At 63.4% G+C, this 19517-nt stretch carries 17 protein-coding genes and 1 tRNA gene; 9 read left to right on the top strand and 9 right to left on the bottom strand.

The window, feature by feature from the left end; all coding sequences use genetic code 11:
• Positions 1 to 11: 11 nt before the first annotated feature.
• Both F758_RS0128045 and F758_RS0128050 read left to right on the top strand, forming a co-directional pair.
• Positions 12 to 1913 (top strand): TRAP transporter large permease, encoded by a 1902-nt coding sequence (locus F758_RS0128045; RefSeq protein WP_035723329.1) that lies wholly within the window; start codon positions 12 to 14, stop codon positions 1911 to 1913.
• Positions 1914 to 1939: 26 nt separating this feature from the next.
• The gene (locus F758_RS0128050; RefSeq protein ID WP_024511008.1) at positions 1940 to 3589 is read left to right on the top strand and encodes an acyl-CoA synthetase; all 1650 of its coding nucleotides are present in this window, start codon (positions 1940 to 1942) and stop codon (positions 3587 to 3589) included.
• A gap of 164 nt (positions 3590 to 3753) precedes the next feature.
• Here the strand turns inward: F758_RS0128050 and F758_RS0128055 are convergent, their stop codons facing one another.
• The 6 genes from F758_RS0128055 to F758_RS0128080 form a co-directional block, all read right to left on the bottom strand.
• Positions 3754 to 4551 (bottom strand): MBL fold metallo-hydrolase, encoded by a 798-nt coding sequence (locus F758_RS0128055; protein ID WP_024511009.1) that lies wholly within the window; start codon positions 4549 to 4551, stop codon positions 3754 to 3756.
• Positions 4548 to 5336, bottom strand: a complete 789-nt coding sequence (locus F758_RS0128060; RefSeq protein WP_024511010.1) for a TatD family hydrolase — start codon at positions 5334 to 5336, stop codon at positions 4548 to 4550. The genes F758_RS0128055 and F758_RS0128060 overlap by 4 nt, the downstream gene beginning before the upstream one ends.
• 12 nt (positions 5337 to 5348) lie before the next feature.
• Entirely contained in the window at positions 5349 to 7265 is a 1917-nt protein-coding gene (gene metG / locus F758_RS44665; protein WP_024511011.1) for a methionine--tRNA ligase, read from the bottom strand.
• A 66-nt stretch (positions 7266 to 7331) separates the two neighbouring features.
• The gene (locus F758_RS0128070; RefSeq protein ID WP_024511012.1) at positions 7332 to 8378 is read right to left on the bottom strand and encodes a DNA polymerase III subunit delta'; all 1047 of its coding nucleotides are present in this window, start codon (positions 8376 to 8378) and stop codon (positions 7332 to 7334) included.
• On the bottom strand, positions 8375 to 9064 hold the full coding sequence (tmk, locus tag F758_RS0128075; protein ID WP_024511013.1) for a dTMP kinase: 690 nt from the start codon (positions 9062 to 9064) through the stop codon (positions 8375 to 8377). Before tmk ends, F758_RS0128070 begins: the two co-directional genes overlap by 4 nt.
• Position 9065: 1 nt before the next feature.
• Positions 9066 to 10313, bottom strand: coding sequence for a D-alanyl-D-alanine carboxypeptidase family protein (locus F758_RS0128080; protein WP_035723306.1), 1248 nt, complete (start codon positions 10311 to 10313; stop codon positions 9066 to 9068).
• Positions 10314 to 10465: 152 nt separating this feature from the next.
• On the opposite strand from F758_RS0128080, the gene F758_RS0128085 reads away from it, so the two are divergent.
• Positions 10466 to 11416, top strand: coding sequence for an alpha/beta fold hydrolase (locus F758_RS0128085; protein ID WP_024511015.1), 951 nt, complete (start codon positions 10466 to 10468; stop codon positions 11414 to 11416).
• 9 nt (positions 11417 to 11425) lie between these two features.
• Here the strand turns inward: F758_RS0128085 and F758_RS0128090 are convergent, their stop codons facing one another.
• Positions 11426 to 12364: a septal ring lytic transglycosylase RlpA family protein gene (locus F758_RS0128090; protein WP_024511016.1), complete on the bottom strand. Its 939-nt coding sequence runs from the start codon at positions 12362 to 12364 to the stop codon at positions 11426 to 11428.
• Positions 12365 to 13463: 1099 nt separating this feature from the next.
• Between F758_RS0128090 and F758_RS52825 the strand changes: the two genes are divergently transcribed.
• Both F758_RS52825 and F758_RS0128120 read left to right on the top strand, forming a co-directional pair.
• Positions 13464 to 13595: a hypothetical protein gene (locus tag F758_RS52825; protein ID WP_283805880.1), complete on the top strand. Its 132-nt coding sequence runs from the start codon at positions 13464 to 13466 to the stop codon at positions 13593 to 13595.
• Between the two features lie 799 nt (positions 13596 to 14394).
• Positions 14395 to 14484 (top strand) — tRNA-Ser (locus tag F758_RS0128120).
• 95 nt (positions 14485 to 14579) lie between these two features.
• Here F758_RS0128120 and F758_RS0128125 read toward each other — a convergent pair.
• Positions 14580 to 15356, bottom strand: a complete 777-nt coding sequence (locus F758_RS0128125; RefSeq protein ID WP_024511018.1) for a sulfotransferase domain-containing protein — start codon at positions 15354 to 15356, stop codon at positions 14580 to 14582.
• Between the two features lie 559 nt (positions 15357 to 15915).
• On the opposite strand from F758_RS0128125, the gene F758_RS0128130 reads away from it, so the two are divergent.
• The 4 genes from F758_RS0128130 to F758_RS0128145 all read left to right on the top strand — a co-directional run bounded on the left by F758_RS0128130 (position 15916) and on the right by F758_RS0128145 (position 18388).
• On the top strand, positions 15916 to 16116 hold the full coding sequence (locus F758_RS0128130) for a hypothetical protein (protein WP_024511019.1): 201 nt from the start codon (positions 15916 to 15918) through the stop codon (positions 16114 to 16116).
• 114 nt (positions 16117 to 16230) lie between these two features.
• A complete protein-coding gene (locus F758_RS0128135; RefSeq protein WP_024511020.1) occupies positions 16231 to 16743 on the top strand; it encodes an NUDIX domain-containing protein in 513 nt (170 codons plus the stop codon).
• Between the two features lie 401 nt (positions 16744 to 17144).
• On the top strand, positions 17145 to 18020 hold the full coding sequence (locus F758_RS0128140; protein WP_024511021.1) for a S1C family serine protease: 876 nt from the start codon (positions 17145 to 17147) through the stop codon (positions 18018 to 18020).
• Entirely contained in the window at positions 18017 to 18388 is a 372-nt protein-coding gene (locus F758_RS0128145) for a response regulator transcription factor (protein ID WP_024511022.1), read from the top strand. Before F758_RS0128140 ends, F758_RS0128145 begins: the two co-directional genes overlap by 4 nt.
• A gap of 33 nt (positions 18389 to 18421) precedes the next feature.
• Here the strand turns inward: F758_RS0128145 and F758_RS0128150 are convergent, their stop codons facing one another.
• Positions 18422 to 19423 carry a glycoside hydrolase family 16 protein gene (locus F758_RS0128150; RefSeq protein WP_024511023.1) on the bottom strand — a complete coding sequence of 334 codons (1002 nt, stop codon included), beginning with the start codon at positions 19421 to 19423 and terminating at the stop codon, positions 18422 to 18424.
• Positions 19424 to 19517 lie beyond the last annotated feature (94 nt).

Here is a 19517-nt window from a genome sequence, read left to right on the forward strand (position 1 = left end):
TGGGTGCCGCCATGGCCCGGGTCCAAATCACGGAAGTCGACATCACGGAAGCTGCGGTCGGTGAGGTGACCTTGAAATCGCCTCGCCGCCCTTCCCTTGTGGCGTCGATCGAACGGGGGCTGGGGCTGATGGTCGAGATCCCGGCAGCGATCCTGGTGGTTGCCGAGATCGTCATCCTGTTTGCCGGCGTGGTGTCGCGGTACGCATTGCGGCAGCCTCTGATCTGGTCGGACGAACTGGCGTCGATCCTGTTCCTGTGGCTGGCCATGCTGGGCGCGGCAGTCGCGTTCCGCCGTTCCGAACACATGCGGATGACCGCTATCGTGGGCAGCGCCAGTCCGCCTGTACGGGCCTATCTCGACGTGGTCGCGACCTGCGCGGTGCTGGCCTTCCTGCTCCTGATCGTCTGGCCGGCCTACGAATACGCTTACGACGAAAGCTTCATCACGACGCCTGCGCTGCAGATCCCCAATATCTGGCGCGCGCTGGCGCTGCCGATCGGTAGTTGCCTGATGGCGCTGTTTGCACTGTTGCGGCTGGCGCGGGCCGGCAACGTCAAGTTGGTGCTGGCGGCGGCGATTTCCGTGGCCGCCTTGATCGGGCTGTTCTGGCTGGCCCAGCCGTGGCTGCGGCCGCTCGGCAATCTCAACCTGGTGATCTTCTTCGTCGGCGTTGCCGGCTTTTGCGTGTTCGCTGGCGTACCGATCGCATTCGGCTTTGGGCTTGCCGTGTTCGGCTATCTCGCGCTGACCACGCACACGCCGCTCTCTGTGCTGGTTGGGCGGATGGATGAGGGCATGAGCCATTTGATCCTGCTCTCGGTGCCGCTGTTCGTCTTCCTTGGACTTCTGATCGAGATGACGGGCATGGCGCGGGCCATGGTCGCGTTCCTGGCGAACGTCCTCGGCCATGTCCGTGGCGGTCTGCACTATGTGCTGGTCGGCGCGATGTACCTGGTGTCGGGCATTTCCGGCTCGAAGGCCGCCGACATGGCCGCTGTCGCACCGGTGCTGTTTCCCGAGATGAAGCAGCGCGGCGCAAAGCCCGGCGATCTCGTCGCTCTGCTCGCCGCGACCGGCGCGCAGACCGAAACCATCCCGCCGAGTCTGGTGCTGATCACCATCGGCTCGGTCACGGGCGTGTCGATCTCGGCGCTCTTTACCGGTGGTCTCTTGCCCGCCGTAGTGTTGGCGGTCACGCTGTCGGCGCTGGTGTGGTGGCGCTATCGCAGGGAGGATTTGAGCCACGTCCGCCGGGCCGGCTTCGGCGAGGTGGTCCGCTCCCTGATCATTGCCCTGCCCGCGCTTGCGCTGCCCTTCGTGATCCGCGCCGCGGTCGTGGAAGGGGTGGCAACGGCGACCGAAGTCTCCACCATCGGCATTGTCTACGGCTTTGTCGTCGGCCTCCTGGTCTACCGCCGCTTCGACTGGCGACGGCTGATGCCGATGCTGATCGAGACGGCCTCGCTCTCCGGCGCCATCCTGCTGATCATCGGCACCGCGACCGGCATGGCCTGGGGGCTGACGCAATCCGGATTTTCCCGCGCGCTCGCCGCCGCCATGACCGGCCTGCCCGGCGGCGGCGCGTCCTTTATCGCGGTGTCGATCGTGGCCTTCACCATTCTCGGCAGCGTGCTGGAGGGTATTCCGGCCGTCGTGCTGTTCGGCCCACTTCTGTTCCCGATCGCGCGGACTGTCGGCGTCCACGAGGTGCACTATGCCATGATCATCATCCTGGCCATGGGCATCGGATTGTTCGCCCCGCCCTTCGGCGTGGGGTATTATGCGGCCTGTGCGATCGGGCGAGTTGATCCGGCGCAAGGCATCCGGCCGATCTGGGGTTATTTGCTCGCGCTCCTGGTCGGACTTATCATCGTCGCCGTATTTCCATGGATCTCGATCGGGTTCCTGTAAGTTTTTTTATAAACGGGAGGTGGCCGATGGATGGGAAAGTGAACCAATACGATATCGGTCTGGACAAGAACGCCGCCAATTACGTGCCGCTGACGCCGTTAAGCTTTCTTGCGCGCAGCGCCGCCGTCTATCCCAACCACACCAGCACGGTCTATGAAGGCCGCCGCTTCACCTGGGCCGAGACTTACGCGCGCTGCCGGCGCTTTGCCTCCTATCTCGCTGCGCACGGCATCGGTGGCGGCGATACCGTGGCGGCGATGCTGCCCAACGTGCCCGCAATGAACGAAGCGCATTTCGCCGTGCCGATGACGGGCGCTGTGCTGAACACGCTGAACATTCGCCTGGATGCCCCCTCGATCGCATTCCAGCTCGATCACGGCGGCGCCAGGATCATCCTGGTCGACCCGGAATTCGCGGACGTGATCAGCGAGGCGCTGAAGCTGATGAGCGGACCGAAGCCGCTCGTGATCGACGTCGATGATTCGTCCTTCGCGGGCGGCAAGCGCATCGGCGAAATCGAATATGAGGCCGCGGTCGCGCAAGGCGACGCCAGCTTCGCCCCGCGCTATCCCGACGACGAGTGGAACGCGATCGCCCTGAGCTACACGTCGGGCACGACCGGCAATCCCAAGGGCGTCGTGACGCATCATCGCGGCGCGTATCTGAACGCTGTGAGCAACATCCTCGCAGGTGGGCTCGGCCAGCATCCGGTCTATCTCTGGACGCTGCCGATGTTTCACTGTAATGGCTGGTGCTTCCCTTGGACAGTTGCCGCCGCCGCCGGCGTCAATGTTTGTCTCCGCAGGGTCGAGCCGACAAAAATCTTCGAGCTGATCAAGACGCACGGCGTCACCCACATGTGCGGTGCGCCGATCGTGTACAACACGCTGATCAACGCCCCCGACGCGCCCAAGGGCACAGCCGCGCGGCGCGTAACCGGCCTGATCGCGGGTGCGGCACCGCCGGTCGCGGTGCTCGAGGGCGCCGAGAGCATCGGCATCAAGCTCACCCACGTCTATGGCCTCACCGAGGTCTATGGTCCCGCCTCCGTCTGCGCCGAGCAGCCAGGCTGGGATGAGCTGCCGGCCGCCGAGCGCGCGCAGATGAAGCGGCGGCAGGGCGTGTCCTATCCGCTGGAGGAAGCCGTTACCGTGCTTGATCCCGAGACCATGTGCGAGGTGCCGCGCGACGGGCAGAGCATCGGCGAGGTCATGTTCCGCGGCAACATCGTCATGAAGGGCTACCTGAAGAACGAGAAGGCGACTAGGGAAGCCTTTGCAGGGGGCTGGTTTCATACCGGCGATCTCGGCGTGCTCGACGAGCACGGCTATGTCATCATCAAGGACCGCTCCAAGGACATCATCATCTCCGGCGGCGAGAATGTTTCGTCCGTCGAGGTCGAGGATATTCTCTACAAACATCCCGCCGTCCTGTTCGCCGCCGTGGTGGCAAAACCCGATCCGAAATGGGGCGAGGTGCCCTGTGCCTTCGTCGAATTGAAGGAAGGCGCCAACGCCACCGAAGCCGAGATCATCGCCTATTGCCGCAGCCAAATGTCGGGCTTCAAGACGCCGAAGATGGTGGTGTTCGGGCCGATCCCGAAGACCTCGACAGGCAAGATCCAGAAATTCCTGCTGCGCAACCAGATGCAGTCGGCGAAGGCGATTTCGGCATAACTTGCTCTTTTCACCCCGCCCCGCTTGCGGGGAGAAGTCGAATCGCATCGCAAGACGCGATCCGAGTGAAGGGGGACTCTCCAAGAGCTCAGCTCGTGGTGACTCCCCTCACCCCGCCCTCTCCCTGCAAGCGGGGCGAGGGAGACCAGGCCCACGCCTTCCTATCATCTCACCTCCAACCGCATTCCGTCGTAGGCTGGCACCACGTTCTCCGGCAGCTTGTGCCGCAGTACCTCGTAGTCGAGGTCGGAATGCAGGTTGGTGATCACCGCGCGGCGCGGCTTGAAGCGATCGATCCAGGATAGAGCGTCATCGAGGCTGAAATGGCTGGGATGGGGCGTATAGCGCAGCGCGTCGACGATCCAGAGATCGAGATCTTCCAGGAGTGGCCAGCTCTCCGGCGGGATGTCGTTGAGATCAGGCGAATAGGCAGCGTTGCCAATGCGGTAGCCGAGCGCTGGGATGTTGCCGTGCTGCACCTGGAAGGCCGACATGGTCACCGTGCCGCCCTTGCCTTCGATCTTGCGGCTTTCATTGGCTTCGATCCCATGGCGCTCCAGGATCGGCGGATAGTCGCTGCCCTCCGGCGAAATGAAGCAGTAGGAGAACCGCGCCATGATGTCCTTGGCGGTGGATTGATTGAAATAGGTCGGAATGCGCCGGCGCTGGTGGATCACCACCGAGCGGAGATCGTCGATCCCATGCGTCTGATCGGCATGCTCATGCGTCAGGAATACCGCGTCGAGGTGATCGACATTGGCATCGATCAATTGCTCGCGCAAATCGGGCGAGGTGTCGATCACGATGCGCGTGACGCCCTGCCCGGTGACCCGTTCGACCAGAAGCGAGCAGCGGCGCCGGCGGTTTTTCGGATTGTTCGGATCGCAACGGCCCCAACCGAGCGCCGGGCGCGGAACGCCGGCCGACGAGCCGCAGCCGAGAATTGTGAGTGTGAGCGTCATGCTGTCTGCGGCGCCGGCACTTTCGAGAACAGGCGGAAGAAATTCTCACTGGTCTGGCGCGAAATCTCTTCGAGCGACACGCCGCGCACCTCCGCCAGCACCTTGGCGACCTCAACGACATAGGCCGGCTCGTTGCGCTTGCCGCGGAATTTGCCGGGCGCGAGATAAGGAGAATCGGTTTCGACCATGATGCGGTCGGCGGGCAGTTCAGCGGCCAGCTCGCGCAAATTCTCGGACTTCTTGAACGTCAGAATGCCCGTGAATGAGATCGAAAGGCCCAATTCGATTGCCTTCATCGCAAGGTCCCGCCCACCAGTGTAGCAATGCAGCACGGCGCGAAAAGGTCCCTTAGCGACTTCCTCTTCCAGGACGCGGCGGCAATCCTCATCGGCCTCGCGGGTGTGAATGACGAGCGGCAAACCGGTCAGGCGCGCGGCTGCGATATGGGCGCGAAAGCCGCGCGCCTGCGCGTCCGGCGAGCCATTGTCATAGAAGTAGTCGAGCCCAGCCTCACCCAGCGCCACGACTTTCGGATGGCGGGTCAGTTCGGCCAGCTCATCAGGGGAAATGCCATCCTCTTCATCTGCGTGATGCGGATGGGTGCCAACTGAGCAATAGACATTGGGAAAGCGCTCGGCGATCGCGATGAGCGCCGCCAACTGCCGCACCCGTGTCGAGATCGTGACCATGCGGCCGATCCCGGCCTCGGCTGCGCGCGCCACGATCCCGTCGAGGTCGCCGGCGAAATCTGGAAAATCGAGGTGGCAATGACTGTCGACAAGCATGAAGAAACCGCCTTAAGCCGCTGTAGGCTCAATATAACGCGGGAATACCGCCTGCGGTGCCGGCAACTTCGTGCCAGGTGCGATCCGCGTTGTCCCGCCGAGCATCGCGAAATTGCGCTCGCTCTCGGGGATACCGAGGCTGTCGAGCAGTTTTGCAGCGGCCGCCGGCATCACCGGCTGGGTCAATATGGCGATCTGCCGGACCACTTCCGCCGTCACGTAGAGCACGGTGCGCTGGCGCACGGGATCCGTCTTCGCGAGCGCCCATGGTGCCTCGCCCGCGAAATAGCGGTTGGCTTCGGCAACCACTGACCACACGGTGTTCAGCCATTGATGGATCTGCTGGGTCGCCATCGCGCTGCGTGACGCCGCAATCATCGCATCGGCCTCGGCGAGGATCGACTTGTCGCTGTCGCTGAACGCGCCGGGCTCGGGCAACACGCCGCCGAGTTGCTTCGCGATCATCGACAGCGAGCGCTGCGCCAGATTGCCGAGGTCGTTGGCGAGATCGGCATTGATCCGCGCGACGATGGCCTCGTGGTTGTAATTGCCGTCCTGGCCGAACGGCACCTCGCGCAGGAAGAAATAGCGGATCTGATCGACGCCATACTGGTCGGCAAGATTGAAGGGGTCGACGACATTGCCGACCGACTTCGACATCTTCTCGCCTCTGTTGAACAGGAAGCCATGCGCGTAGACCCGCTTCTGCACGGTAATGCCCGCCGACATCAGAAACGCCGGCCAATAGACCGCGTGAAAGCGGATGATGTCCTTGCCGATGACATGCACATCAGCCGGCCAATAGCGCCAGTTCGGATCGCCCTCATCGGGGAAACCGACACCGGTGATGTAATTGGTGAGTGCATCGACCCAGACATACATCACGTGCTTGGGATCGTCGGGCACCTTAACGCCCCAGTCGAACGTGGTGCGCGAAATCGAGAGATCGCGCAGGCCGCTCTTCACGAAGCTGATCACCTCGTTCTTGCGCGCGTCGGGGCCGACGAAATCCGGCTGCGATTCGTACAGCGCAAGCAGCTTGTCCTGATAGGCCGACAGACGAAAGAAATAGCTCTCCTCCTCGACCCATTCGACCGGCGTGCCCTGCGGGCCGAGGCGCACCCCATCCTCGCTGAGCCTCGTCTCCTCCTCGGCGTAATAGGCCTCATCGCGCACCGAGTACCAGCCGGAATAGCTGTCGAGATAGATGTCGCCACTCTTGGCCATCCGCCGCCAGATCTCCTGGCTGGAGCGATGGTGCTGCTCTTCCGTGGTGCGGATGAAGCGGTCGAAGGAAACATTGAGACGCTCGTCCATGTCCTTGAACCGCCCCGCATTCCTGGTGGCGAGCTCGTGTGGCAGCATGCCTTCGTTCTGCGCGGTCTGAATCATCTTCAGCCCGTGCTCGTCGGTGCCGGTCAGGAAGAACACATCCTTGCCGTCGAGCCGCTGGAAGCGTGCCAGCGCGTCCGTCGCAATCGCCTCATAGGCGTGGCCGATATGCGGGGTGCCGTTGGGATAGGCGATGGCGGTCGTGATGTAGAAGCGGTTGCCGCGCGAGGTTGCCTGCGGCGTCTCGACGGTTGCAGCTTTTGGCGTGGTGGCACGCGCCGGCTTGGCAACGGCCGATTTGGCGGCCTTTGTTCCTCGTGCGGCCGTGCTCTCAGCCGCCGCCTTTGGAGCTTTCTTCACGCTCCTTTTCGCGGTCTTTGACGCGGATCCGGTCTTTGCAGCCGTCTTGGCGACCTTCCCCGCCTTCTTGACGCCGCGCTTCGCCTTTTTGGCAGCGCCCGTTGCTTTCTTGACACCGCGCTTGGCTTTGGCGCGTTTCTTCGTCGCCACTGCGGCGGACTTGCGCGCGCGCTTCTTGCCCGCTCTCTTCGCGGCTTTCTTGGTCGTCTTCTTGGCAATTGTCTTACGCGCTGCCACCGCAAATGTCCTTGGTTTGAGCTCAACAGAATGTCGGGATTGAAGCGCGCGGGCTTGCGAAATCCCCTACCGCGTCGCTTCCGCAAGCATGCCGAACACCGAGAAAACCAGCGGTTTTCGTTCAAGATTGTAGTCCTGGGTGTCGCGCGCGGCGCGGGCGATCTTTTCCCATACCTCCGCCAGCCGTGCAAGGCGGGGCAGGTTCGCATTCGCGTCAAGGCCAGGCGCACGCATGCGCTCGGCCACCCAATGCTCGATGCTGTCGACGAAGGCCGCGAGCGCCACGCGGTCGCTGGTGCCGAGGGCGTCACCGAGCGCGTGCAGCTCGCGCGGATCGACGCTTGGCAAAGCGGCGAGCAGCGCTGCTGTGCGCTGCTGCAACTTCAGGCTGTTGCCCCCCAGCAGCGTGAGCGCTCGCGCCACGCTGCCTTCCGAGGCAGCGGCTGCTTCGGGCAAGCCGGGCTCATCGGCCGCGAGCCCCGCGGCCTGTGCCGCGGCGCTGATCACGTCGGCCTGCGACAGCGGCCGCAACGAAAGCTTGCGGCAGCGTGACTGGATGGTCGCCAGCACCCGGCGCGGCGCATGGCTGATCAGGAGAAACAGCGATTGCTGCGGCGGCTCCTCGAGAATCTTGAGCAAGGCGTTCGCCGCGTTGGGGTTGAGCTCGTCGACGGTGTCGACGATGCAGACCCGCCAGCCTTCGACGGCCGCCGTCGAGCCGAAGAAGGCGATCGTCTCGCGCGTTTCGTCGACGGTGATGACCGTGCGCATCACGCCTTTGTCGTTCAGCGTGCGCTCCAGCGTCAAAAGACTGCCGTGCGCGCCCGCGGCGACCTGCCGGGCTATCGGCTCGTTCCGGTCGACCTGGAGCGTCTCGGCATCCTGCACCTCGGCAGCGAGCGGATCGCGATGGCTCAGCACGAAGCGCGCCATGCGATAGGCGAGCGTCGCCTTGCCGATGCCCTGTGGCCCCCCGAGCAGCCAGGCATGCGGAATCCGTCTGCTGCGATAGGCGGAAAGCAGCGCCGCTTCGGCGTCGCGATGCCCGAACAACACGGACGTCTCGCGCGGATGCGGCACGACAGTCTCGACTTCCGCCTGGCGAGCACTCATGCGGGCGCGGCCACGTTGGCGGGGTTGACGAAGAAGCGCCCGCCCACGGCGCCCCAGACACGGGCTGCAACCGTGTTCACATCGGCATCGGCGTCGATCAGTACGCAGCGCTCCGGTTCACTTGCGGCGATTTCGCGATAGGCCTCGCGAAGCTCTTGATGGAATTTGAGGTCCTCTGACTCAAAGCGGTCCGGCGCCTCGCTGCCGCGACGGGAGGCGGCGCGCTTCAAACCGACCTCGACCGGCAGGTCGAGGATGATAGTCAGATCGGGCTTGAGGTCCCCAATGGTCACCCGCTGCATGGCGTTGAGCACGGCCGGCGCGACATGACCGAGCTTGACCTGATAGGCCCATGTCGAATCATAGAAGCGATCGCAGAGCACCCAAGCGCCCTGGGTCAGCGCCGGCAAGATCACCGCGCGCACGTGGTCGTCGCGTGCGGCCGCAAACAACAGGGTCTCCGCGTCTGGACCGAGCAGCTTGCCCACTCCTGACAGAACAAGATGGCGGATGATTTCCGCGCCCGGCGAGCCGCCAGGCTCCCGGGTCAGCACGACGCGCAGCCTGGCCGCTTCAAGATGCTCGGCCAACTTCTTGATTTGGGTGGATTTTCCGGCGCCCTCGCCTCCCTCGAATGTGATGAAGCGCCCGCGCCCGGGGGCTCGTCTGGTCGCGTCCTCCGCCATGTCAGAGCTTCTCGACACCGGCGCGGAACATGCCGATCACAAGCTCGCTCGCGCCATCGATCGCGCGGCGCATGGTAGATCCTGTCCCGATCGATTCAGCGGCGTAGACGGGCTGCTCCACGGCGATATTGGGGCCACGCCAGACCTTGATGACGCCGACAGGCTGCCCCGCCTGGATGGGCGCGCGCACCGGGCCATTATAGACGAGGCGCGCGATCAGTTTCTCGTTGCCGTTCTTCTGCACCATCACCTTGATCGGCTCGGGACTCGTGAGCGGGACCGAGCGGCTGTCGCCGCCGAACACGCGCGCATAGCCGAGCGGCTGCTGTGCGGCGAACAGGTTGCGCCATTCGAAATTGCGGAACCCCCATTCCAGCATCTTCTTGGCCTCGTTGGCGCGATCTTCAGAGTCCTCCAGGCCGTTGACCACGACGATCAAGCGAACCCCGTTCTGGACCGCAGACCCGACCATGCCGTAGCCGCCTTCCTTGGTGTACCCGGTCTTCAGGCCGTCAGCGCCCTCCAAAGAGTTGAGCAGCGGGTTGCGGTTGAGTTGCCGGATCTTGTTCCAGGTGAACTCCTTCTCGCCGAACAATTTGTAGAATTCGGGGTAGGTCAGGATGATATGGCGCGCCAACATGGCGAGCTCGCGCGCCGTCATCTTGTTGCCGGGGTCCGGCAGGCCGTTGGCGTTGGCGAATGTCGATTTGATGAGGCCGAGTTCGCGCGCGCGCTTGGTCATGAAGTCGCTCGCAAATGTGCGCTCGTTGCCGGCCATGCCCTCGGCCAGCGCGATGCAGGCGTCATTGCCGCTCTGGATGATGGCGCCATGCAGAAGATCGTCCACCGATACCTTGCTGTGGATGGCCGCAAACATCGTCGAGGTGCCCGAGGGCGCACCGCCGTGGCGCCAGGCATATTCGCTGATCGGATATTCATCGGTCAGCTTGACCTTGCCCTCCTGGATGGCGTGGAACACCACTTCCGCGGTCATCAGCTTCATCATGCTGGAGGGCGCGCGCAACTCATCCGCGTTCTTCTCGAACAGCACGCTGCCCGTGGTGGCTTCGATCAGGATTGCGGTCGGGGCATCGCCTTCAAAGCCGCCCTCTTCCTTCTTGGCCCCCTGCACGCTCTGATTGGCGGCGAGCAGCGCGCCGCCCCAGGCAACCGATGCTGCGATCGCGCCAGCGATCAGGCCGCGCAGCAGCCGTCCGGTCGTAACCTTACCCAGGCTGAACGGGAACATCAGGCGCGCCTTTAACGAAGTCCTTGAACAAGGCCTTCTAACAGTTGGAAGTCACGCAAACAACACGGCTTTTTGGCGCCGCCGGCGATTGTCGGTGAAATCGAAGGAACCTATCGTGAGCATTCCACATTCAAAAACAAACGGGAAACGCAATGCCTTCCTCACGCGCCATCGCCGTCAACGGCATTGAGCTGTACTTGCTCGAGGCGGGCCAGGGCCCGCTTGTCTTGCTCTGTCACGGCTGGCCGGAATTGTCCTACTCCTGGCGCCACCAGATTGCCGCGCTGGCGCGGGCCGGCTTTCATGTCGTGGCACCCGATATGCGAGGCTTCGGCAACAGCAGCGCGCCTGCCGATGTCGGCGCCTACAGCATCTTTCATACCGTTGGGGACATGGTTGCGCTCACCGCAGCGCTTGGCGAAAGCAAGGCTGCCATCGTCGGCCATGATTGGGGCGCGCCCGTCGCCTGGCACGCCGCGCTGTTCCGCCCCGATCTCTTCACCGCGGTAGCCGGGATGAGCGTGCCGCCACCCTTCCGCGGCCGCGGCCGGCCGCTCGACACCTTGCGCGAGAACGGCATCAGCAACTTCTATTGGCAATATTTTCAGACGCCCGGCATTGCCGAGGCCGAGTTCGAGCGCGATGTCGCGCGCAGCATGCGAGCTCTGCTCGGGAGCGGCTTTTCCGATGCGTCGGCTTCGCTCTTCATCGATGCGGCAAAAGGCTTTCTCGGCGAGGTCTCCGCCGACCGTCCGCTGCCGCACTGGCTGAGCGAGGCCGATCTCGCATTCTTCGTCGGCACCTATCAGCGGACTGGCTTTCGTGGCGGGCTAAATTGGTACCGCAACATCGATCGCAACTGGGAACTGACCGCGCCCTGGCAGGACGCGCAGATCCGCCAGCCCTCACTGTTCATCGCAGGCGCCCAGGATTCGGTGGTGACCGGGCTGATCGGCGCCAAACGCATCAACGAGCTCGAGCGGGTGCTGCCGAACCTGAAAGGAAGGCTCATCATCGATGGGGCCGGCCACTGGATCCAGCAGGAGCGGCCGGAACAGGTCAACGCGGCCCTGATCGCGTTCCTGAAGGACAATGCGGTCTAGCTGACGCGTTCAGTACAGGCCGCGTCCGGCCAGCACTTCGCTCGGGCCATGCGAATCCACCGGCGCATAGGCCGAGGCCGGACTGACCGGCTCGGTATAACGCGCGTCTGCCTCATAGGAGACTGCGCGCGGGTTTTCGAGGGGCCGGCCGCTCGAGCGTGCGCGGCTTGCGGCCGACATCTCGGAGGTCGCGTTGATCGAGGCGTAATCGGCCGAGGTGTTGCCGAGGCTGTAGGGCCGGTCCTGCGGCATCGGCACCTCGCCGTGGACCGGGCGGCCGTAGGACGGACCTTCCGGAACGAATGACCGGGCGGAAGCAACGCGCACGAGCGATGGCGCTGGCGCCGGCGCGCCGGTGCGCAAAGTCGCCATCAACACCCGATCGTCTGAACCCTCCAGCGGCGCCCGGCCGACATATTCGACCCGCACCCGGGCGGTGCCGTTGCCCTTGAAGCCGAGCAGATCGGCCGCCTTGTGCGAGACGTCGATCAGGCGGTTGGCGGCATAGGGGCCACGGTCGTTGACGCGCACGATCAGCGACTTGCCGTTGGCGAGATTGGTGACCCGCGCGTAGCACGGCATCGGCAATGTCGGATGCGCCGCGCTCAGCGAATCCATGTCGAAGACCTCGCCGTTGGCAGTCAGCCGGCCGTGAAAGTCGTCGCCATACCAGGAGGCCAGCCCCTCCGCGCGATAATTGACATCTTCCTGGGGCACATAGATGCGACCGGCCACCACATAGGGCTTGCCTACGCGGTAGGTGCCGCCGCCCTTCGGCACCGGCTCGCCGGGCTCGACAACGCGCGGACTCGAAGAGACGCCGTATTTGGGATCGATGCGGCTCGCGAACTTGTTGGACGAGGCGCAGTTGGCGAGCACCAGGCAGAGAGTTACGGCAACAGCGACGCGCGCCACGCCGACCACGCGATCTGTTTGTCGAATCCCCATCTGCCCCAAATTACCATTCAGCCGGCCCGCCGCCTATTGCACAGACTGCGGCCGGCTCACTTTACGTTTCGGTGCACCACCCCTCGCACCGGGAGCGGACGATATCGCAACCGGAACAAGGCGGAAATGGGGAGACCGTTGTCGTGGTGAATCAATGGTTGTCCGCGCAGATCGTTGATCTGCGGGCTTGAACCGCACTCTCCTTGCTCCCTTTTGAGACACCTGTTGCGGGAAATCCCCACCTGAACGGGAATATCGGCAGCGCCCGAGGAATCTTTTTGACTGTGCAGGGTGGCACTGTGTTTTCTGCTGCGCGGGGCCGGAAGGATGCTTGCAATGTTCGAAACTGTGACTGCGGTAATGGGCTTGGTTGGTGTCGGGATTTTCCTGGCTCACGCTTTTGAGGGTGTGCTTTGGGCCTGATGGCCTGAAGCAGCCGCCTACGGCGCACTGCCGCAAATTCGACTCGTTCGGAACGCTTGATCGATTCGAACGAGCTTGGGGATCGGAGGGTGTACATGCGCAATCATGACCTTGTCTCCGACAGCTTTCTAGCACTGACCGCTGCCGGTCTTGCACTGCTGTGCTCGAGCCTGATCGCGTTCGCCTTTACTTGACCGCGCCGTTGTGTGGCGCGAGCGTGAAGCATGAAATGACTCGGCGGCTTTGCCGTCGCTGCGGGCCCTGCCGCCTTTAGGCTGAACAAGCCGGGGTTGCTTCTGATCTGGCCGTTGCGCTTGATGCCGGTCGGAAATGCGTCTTTCCCACTGAGGCAGCTTCCCGTTAGCCGCGCATTCTCGAGCGAGAGAGCTCGCAAAGCCGTGAACTGACTTCACCGCTGACCTCGCGACGAAGTTTTCGCTTCTCCGACGAAATCATTTTTCCACGCGTGCGAAGACGCGCCGAAACCAAGCGGCGCCATCATGGCTCTATTGATCAACAATGGAGTCGATCATGTGGACGGTCCTCAGCCTGATCTACCGGCACTATTGCCGTATCAGCCTCATCAAGATGCGGAAGCTTCATTTCGGCGCAGCCGGCTGAAGTGCGACCCGCTACGCTTTGCGCATGCGGTGCGGAAATTGAATGGGGGAAATCCATGCTTGCCGAAAAATTCTTTTTGATGCTTGAGACGCTCATTAGAAGCCACGCCTATGCCGACGGCGGCCCGCGCGTCGTGAGCACTTCGCCGCACGTGCCGGTAAAACCACCGGAGGGCAAGCAGGCCTGAGCCGACGCTTGCAGCCGGCGGTGGAAAGCGACCGATCTGCGCCTTCTTGCGGATGAGTGTGACCGTTCTGTCCATGGGCATCATCGGCTCGAGGCTGCGCACGCCGGCCGACGCGAACGCGCCGCGCCTTGCGCACGCCGGCAGCTTCCCAGCCGATGCTCCGGCGCGCGGGATTGTTTATCCTCGCGAGGCCCCCACCTCTTCTTCCAACGGCAACGCCTGCTTGCGCCCGATCACGGAGGCAACATGAGGAACCTTTTCATCGCCGCCCTATTCGCCGCCACCATCCCCGGAATGAGCGCCGCCAAGGCCGCAGATGGATGCGGCGCGGGCTGCTATGCAGCCCCCAGAGGAGGCTGCGTCGTCAATGGCTGGAGCATCGCCGCCACGGGAGGCGTGTCCAATGAATGCCCCGTATGGACGAGGCCTCGCCGCCCCTGCCCTTACGGTTATAGCTGGAAATTCGGGGCCTGCTTCATGAGCAGGTAAGGGATCAATCGCGGCGCGCGAGGGTCAGCCCAGGGCGGCGGACTCCAGCGCGGCCCAAGCTGCGGCGGCTTCACGGTGGTTCAGATCGGCACTCCCTGCTGGACGATCGCCACACAGAATCACCTGCGCGGAGAGACCAGGCTGATCTCGCTTCTTTGAGGCTCCGAATGATCGAAATGCTGCAAGCGCCAGCCGGCCCCGAACTCGCTGCAAGCCTAAGCGTCACGTCAGGCCCGCTGCGGGCCTGACCGCATTCTGTTCCCATCCATCCTTGAAATTCCCCCCGCCAAATGCTTGATGTCGCAGCATTGGAAGGGTGGCCGAGTGGTTTAAGGCACCGGTCTTGAAAACCGGCGTGCCCGCAAGGGTACCGTGGGTTCGAATCCCACCCCTTCCGCCAAACTCGCAAAATCCCTCATGAGCCAGTGTAGCCGTTAGCGGTTGCCGCCAGCGGCTGCGTCCTCGCGCCGCGGCAAGACAGTCCAGTCCCCCAGACTAGTCAACAGGCCACGCCATGCGCCTTCGCAACGTCTCGGGAATGGCGGCCAGTGAATGGGCCTTTTGCTCCTCGGTGAAGACGCTTCGCCACTCCGCAACTTCGCCCTTTCTGAAATGGTGCGCCTCGCTGCGAAACCGCGACAGGTCGCCCAGCTCCGGGTTGGAGATATCGAAAAAGCTTAGGAGCCGGCGAAAAAATGCTGCCTGGTCATCGATCATCTCCTCGTAGGTCGACACCAGAACGCGATCGGCATTCCTATCCGCATACTCGAGCCACGAGGCAGTCCAATGGACGATGTGAGGCAAGAAATGAGTTATCTGCCAGTCCAGCCGGCCGCTGAAGTCCAGAGCAAGGTAGTCCTCGCCTGGGATTGGCGCGACATAATCGAGCATGCTCCTTTGATTGAGTGCAACGAACTTATCCAGGTGATGCGTCCAACTTAATGTCACAGAGCGCGGATCGCGCAAATGGACCACCCATTTGGGGACGAATTTTTCCAGAATGGCAAGATTGTTCGGTCTGCAATCGGCGTGCTGCTGAGCCGCGAATCCTCCTTCGCTGAACTTGCGGGCCTGATCGAGAAGCAGAGAGTCGTTTGGGACGTATCCGGTGCCCAGGACAAGATGCTCGCACCCAGCGAGCTCCTGCAACGCAGTCAGAATGAAAACACTCCCGGACTTCGGAATAGTGTTCACAAAGATCTTCGCGTGATTTTTCCTCGGCGAATTTGTTTCCGAATGTTTCTGCAACGAGTGGCGTACCGGGCGCAGCATTCGACCCATCTGCTGAAAGGACGATGAAAATCGCAACTGCAGCCCCCGTCGGCAACATTGATTCGTTGCGCGCGAACCTGGGCCCAACAAGGCGATGTGACAAGTGAAGGATAGTTTAGATAGCTGAACGCGGCAGCATGCGTGAATGAAGCACGCCTGGTGCTCGCCCGCGCCATCAGGGCGAGAGAAGCCACGGGACGCGAGGCCGGTGCTTGAGCGCCCATCATGAGTCTGGCTCTCCTCGCATTCAGCGTTCGTCTTTCGCGTGAAGCGCGAGACAGCTGGCGCCAGCATGACTGCAAAATCTGGAGTGGCCGTCACTTGAACCCGACCCTGCGGTTTTCGCCGCCGATCATCATTGGCCGAAGCTATCCGCAAATTGTCGGCGCTTCGCAGGCATCCTGTTGATCAGCCCCGCCCTACGCCAAACGCCACTTTCGCGCGCCGGCCGAACGGCGGCTGCTGCGCAAACGCCGGATCACGCCAACGTGCTCGGAACCAATCCGGGATCGGTTGGGTTCACTGCGCATGGGCGGTAAACGGCAAGAAGGCAAACTGCATGGGTCGGAAGCTTACCCCCCGCCAGGCGATCGCGAGGTCCTACGCCGGCTGGGACTACGCCATGGCAGACCGGCTGATCGCCTGGCTCGATCGTTGCGGCTATGAGATCGTCGCGAAGAACGCGGATCACAAGGAGCCGAGCCTCGTTCCCGACGAATCGGCTTCGCCGGCGTCGCCGGAGTTCGAACGCAGCCACTGAAACAGACGCCCGCGAGGAGACCGCCGCCGCGGGCTTCGCCTCGGACGGTGACCGAATTGACGCCTCAAGGCTTCTGGGGCAATCCGGCATCGGGGACAAGCAATCCGGCGTAGCATGGCCATTTCCGATTATCTCAAGGCGATCCGCGCCAAGGTCGGGCACGACCTCGTTGCGCTCACGGCAGTTGCCGCTGTGATCTTCGACGATCAAGGTCGCCTGCTGTTGGGCCAAGATTCTGAAATGGGATTTTGGACGCTTCCCGGCGGCGCCATCGATCCGCACGAACAGCCTGCGGACGCGGCTCTGCGCGAATGTTTTGAAGAGACCGGGCTCTTTGCCGAGCTGCAAGGCATCATCGGGGTGTTCGGCGGCCCGGAATTCCTCATTCGCTATCCCAATGGCGATCTCGCGTACTACACCTGTATCGCGTTTCGCGCGACAGTCGTGGGCGGCAAGCATCAACCGGGCGATGGTGAGATGTCCGCCTTGCGCTATTTCAGCAAATCCGAATGTGAGGGTCTGATGCTCTCCTCCGCCAGCCGGCTGATTGCGCGGGAGGCATTTGCCGGCGCACCGCAACCCTATTTTCGACCGCCGACGTGGACTCCGGGCGCACCGAAAGCATAAGCGGCGATTTCCGGCGCGCCGATGCGAGCAGTGCGGATCGGGCCCATCGCACGCAGATCAAGGCTCGATCTCGTCCGTAGTCTCCCGGTCTAGGACCGCTCTGCATTACCCGTTAGAGACGTCGCCATCGGCGCACGTGATGGGCGGGGGGAAGTTGCGAGGCCCGGACTCCTAGGCACACCGGGCCTCGCACTTATTGCAGCGAAGCGAACCATCTTCGCGGGCCAACAAACCGCCAGCCCCAACAAAGACCCTTCAGACCTACTCCGTCTTGCGTTGGAACCGGCAAGTTGGCGGCCGCTGGCGCGAACTGCCCACCACATGGTGCCCCTGCCCACCCGGCTAGTTCCACAAGCGGCCACGAGCTCCCAGATTGAGGTGAAACCCCATGGGAGGCATCCATGACCGATCCGAACGCCACCAGCCTTGCCGCCATCTCCTCATCCCTCGCCGATATCGTCGCGCGCACAGCGCCGGCGGTAGTTTCCGTCCATTCCCATCGATTGCGCGCCTCCGGCTTTGTCTGGAAACCCGGCCTTGTCGTGACGGCGGACGAGGCTTTGGCAGAGGACGGCGAGATCTCCGTCAAGCTCGCCGACAGCGCGGAGCGCCCCGCGCGCATCGCGGGCCGCGATCACACCACCGACGTCGCGCTGCTGCGTGTCGATACGGGTAGCACCCCGCCCGCCACATTGTCCGCGACCGTGCCGGCGCTCGGCTCGCTCGCCCTGGTCGTTGCCGCCGAGCGCGGTGCGCCCACCGCATCCCTCGCCATGGTGTCATTGGTCGGGGAACGCTGGCGCAGCCTGCGCGGCGGCGAGATCGATGCGAGGCTCGAACTCGACGTCCACCTGCGCCACAGCCACCAGGGCGGCCTTGCCGTCGATGCCTCCGGTCAAGCGGTCGGCATGGCGGTGCAGGGACCAAGGCGCGTGCTCGTCATCCCCGCGGCGACCATCGAACGCGTCGCGGCCAGGCTCGAGAGCCATGGCCGCATTGCGCGTGGCTATCTCGGCCTTGGCCTACAGCCGGTCAGGCTCGATGAGGGCGTTGGCGCCATGGTCATGAACGTCGATAAGCAGGGCCCGGCGGCGGCTGCCGGCATCCGGCAAGGCGACGTCATTGTCGGTCTAAACGACGAAAAACTCACCGGCGTCCGCGCGCTTGCGCGTGCGCTCGGTCCTGATAGCGTCGGCTCCGTGGTCGACGTTTCGGTCCGCCGCGCCGGCGAGCCCGTACACTTCAAGCTGACCATCGGTGAGAGGCCGGAGGCGTGAGCGAACCGGAGCCCATCGTGCTCGCTGTCGAGATCGACGATCCGGTGCTTGCCGACCGTCTCGCCTCGTTGCTTGGCGGTGTCGCAGGCCTGCGGCTGGCAACTCCGGGAGAGACGGCGAACGTCGCGGTCGTCTTGCGTGATCTGCCCAAGACTGCCGAGCCCGCCGAGATCGAACTGACGCCGAGAGAGCTCGACGTGCTCGCGTTGCTCGCGGAAGGCGCGTCCAACAAGGCGATTGCACGCCAGCTCGGGATATCGGTTCACACCGCCAAATTCCACGTCGGCTCGATCCTCGACAAGCTCGACGCGACCGGTCGCACCGATGCGGTCACCCACGCGGCACGGCGCGGGGTCATCAATCTCTAGCGGGGATGATCTCCGCGCAGACGCTTCGCAGCGTCACCTCGTGGCGGTCTCCGCGGCCGGGAGCGCCGCGTCGAGCTGATAGGCCGAGATGCGGTCGACCTGGAATTCGACCGTAGGCGGCGATTGGGCATCGACAAATCCCACCCCGCCAAACACCTTGGATCCCATTGCCAGGTTCACGAGCATGTACATCGGATCCTCGAAGGTGCCCGGCGCTTTGATCTCCGACACCGGCTTGCGGTCGATGAAATAGACCAGCCGGTCGCGCTCCCACAGCACACCATAGTCGTGAAAGTCGACCCAAGCATTGGCGACGGAAAAATCGAAGCCGCAACGTTCGACAAAGCCGGTGGCCGGATTTCGCCATTGCGTGGTCATCACCACGGCACCCGGCTGTTGTCCCCGTCCCTCAATGACGTCGATTTCCGGCGGCCAGCCGCCATTGTTGGCAAGCAACCAGAAGGCCGGCCATACGCCGACGCCCACCGGGACCTTCGCGCGAATTTCGAAATAGCCATACTTCTGGGAGAAGGATTGTTGGGTGGTCAGGAGGCCTGACACATATTCGCTGTTGAAGAGCACCTCTTTCAATTCGGGAGGCGTTCGCCGGGCCACGATCGAAAGGACTCCGGCCTCGACCTTGAAGGGATCGAGGCCGAGGGGCGCTGTGCCGCGGCCTTCGTAGCCGGGATCGACATAGATCTGCTGCTCGCCATTATATTTCGTCTTGCGCCGCAGCTCCGATCCATCACCACCAGCATAGAAGGACTCCGGCATCACGACGGGCCCAGCGTAGTGCGGCACCCATCGTCCGCTTCGAAGCGGATGCTCATCGAAATCGTCCTGGAAGGTTCTTCGCAACGACACTGTCTGTGGTATCGGCGAACCGGACGGCTCGATGCGGGCACATCGTTCGCCGGGCGCGTCGTCCGGGATCTGCAGCAGGAGTTTTGGTGAGGCACCCGTGCTGGTGTCCTCTGCGAAGGCCGGCGACATCAACGCAAAACAGGCGCCCAGGATCAGCGCTCCCAGCATCGGGGTTGCCACGCTTTTGGATATCGACGCGCTCCTCACGTCTTTCCTCCAAATTGTGTCTTCGGCTGCACGGGCACGCTGACCTTCCGATCAC

The sequence above is a fragment of the Bradyrhizobium sp. ARR65 genome, from assembly GCF_000472385.1.
GTDB lineage: Bacteria > Pseudomonadota > Alphaproteobacteria > Rhizobiales > Xanthobacteraceae > Bradyrhizobium.

Bases quoted from the DNA above. Each gene is read 5' to 3' on its own strand.
- F758_RS0128045 (WP_035723329.1), top strand. From the start codon at position 12: ATGGCCCGGGTCCAAATCACGGAAGTCGACATCACGGAAGCTGCGGTC.
- F758_RS0128050 (WP_024511008.1), top strand. From the start codon at position 1,940: ATGGATGGGAAAGTGAACCAATACGATATCGGTCTGGACAAGAACGCC.
- F758_RS0128055 (WP_024511009.1), bottom strand. From the start codon at position 4,551: ATGACGCTCACACTCACAATTCTCGGCTGCGGCTCGTCGGCCGGCGTT.
- F758_RS0128060 (WP_024511010.1), bottom strand. From the start codon at position 5,336: ATGCTTGTCGACAGTCATTGCCACCTCGATTTTCCAGATTTCGCCGGC.
- F758_RS0128070 (WP_024511012.1), bottom strand. From the start codon at position 8,378: ATGAGTGCTCGCCAGGCGGAAGTCGAGACTGTCGTGCCGCATCCGCGC.
- tmk (WP_024511013.1), bottom strand. From the start codon at position 9,064: ATGGCGGAGGACGCGACCAGACGAGCCCCCGGGCGCGGGCGCTTCATC.
- F758_RS0128080 (WP_035723306.1), bottom strand. From the start codon at position 10,313: ATGTTCCCGTTCAGCCTGGGTAAGGTTACGACCGGACGGCTGCTGCGC.
- F758_RS0128085 (WP_024511015.1), top strand. From the start codon at position 10,466: ATGCCTTCCTCACGCGCCATCGCCGTCAACGGCATTGAGCTGTACTTG.
- F758_RS0128090 (WP_024511016.1), bottom strand. From the start codon at position 12,364: ATGGGGATTCGACAAACAGATCGCGTGGTCGGCGTGGCGCGCGTCGCT.
- F758_RS52825 (WP_283805880.1), top strand. From the start codon at position 13,464: ATGCTTGCCGAAAAATTCTTTTTGATGCTTGAGACGCTCATTAGAAGC.
- F758_RS0128125 (WP_024511018.1), bottom strand. From the start codon at position 15,356: ATGCTGCGCCCGGTACGCCACTCGTTGCAGAAACATTCGGAAACAAAT.
- F758_RS0128130 (WP_024511019.1), top strand. From the start codon at position 15,916: ATGGGTCGGAAGCTTACCCCCCGCCAGGCGATCGCGAGGTCCTACGCC.
- F758_RS0128135 (WP_024511020.1), top strand. From the start codon at position 16,231: ATGGCCATTTCCGATTATCTCAAGGCGATCCGCGCCAAGGTCGGGCAC.
- F758_RS0128140 (WP_024511021.1), top strand. From the start codon at position 17,145: ATGACCGATCCGAACGCCACCAGCCTTGCCGCCATCTCCTCATCCCTC.
- F758_RS0128150 (WP_024511023.1), bottom strand. From the start codon at position 19,423: ATGCTGGGAGCGCTGATCCTGGGCGCCTGTTTTGCGTTGATGTCGCCG.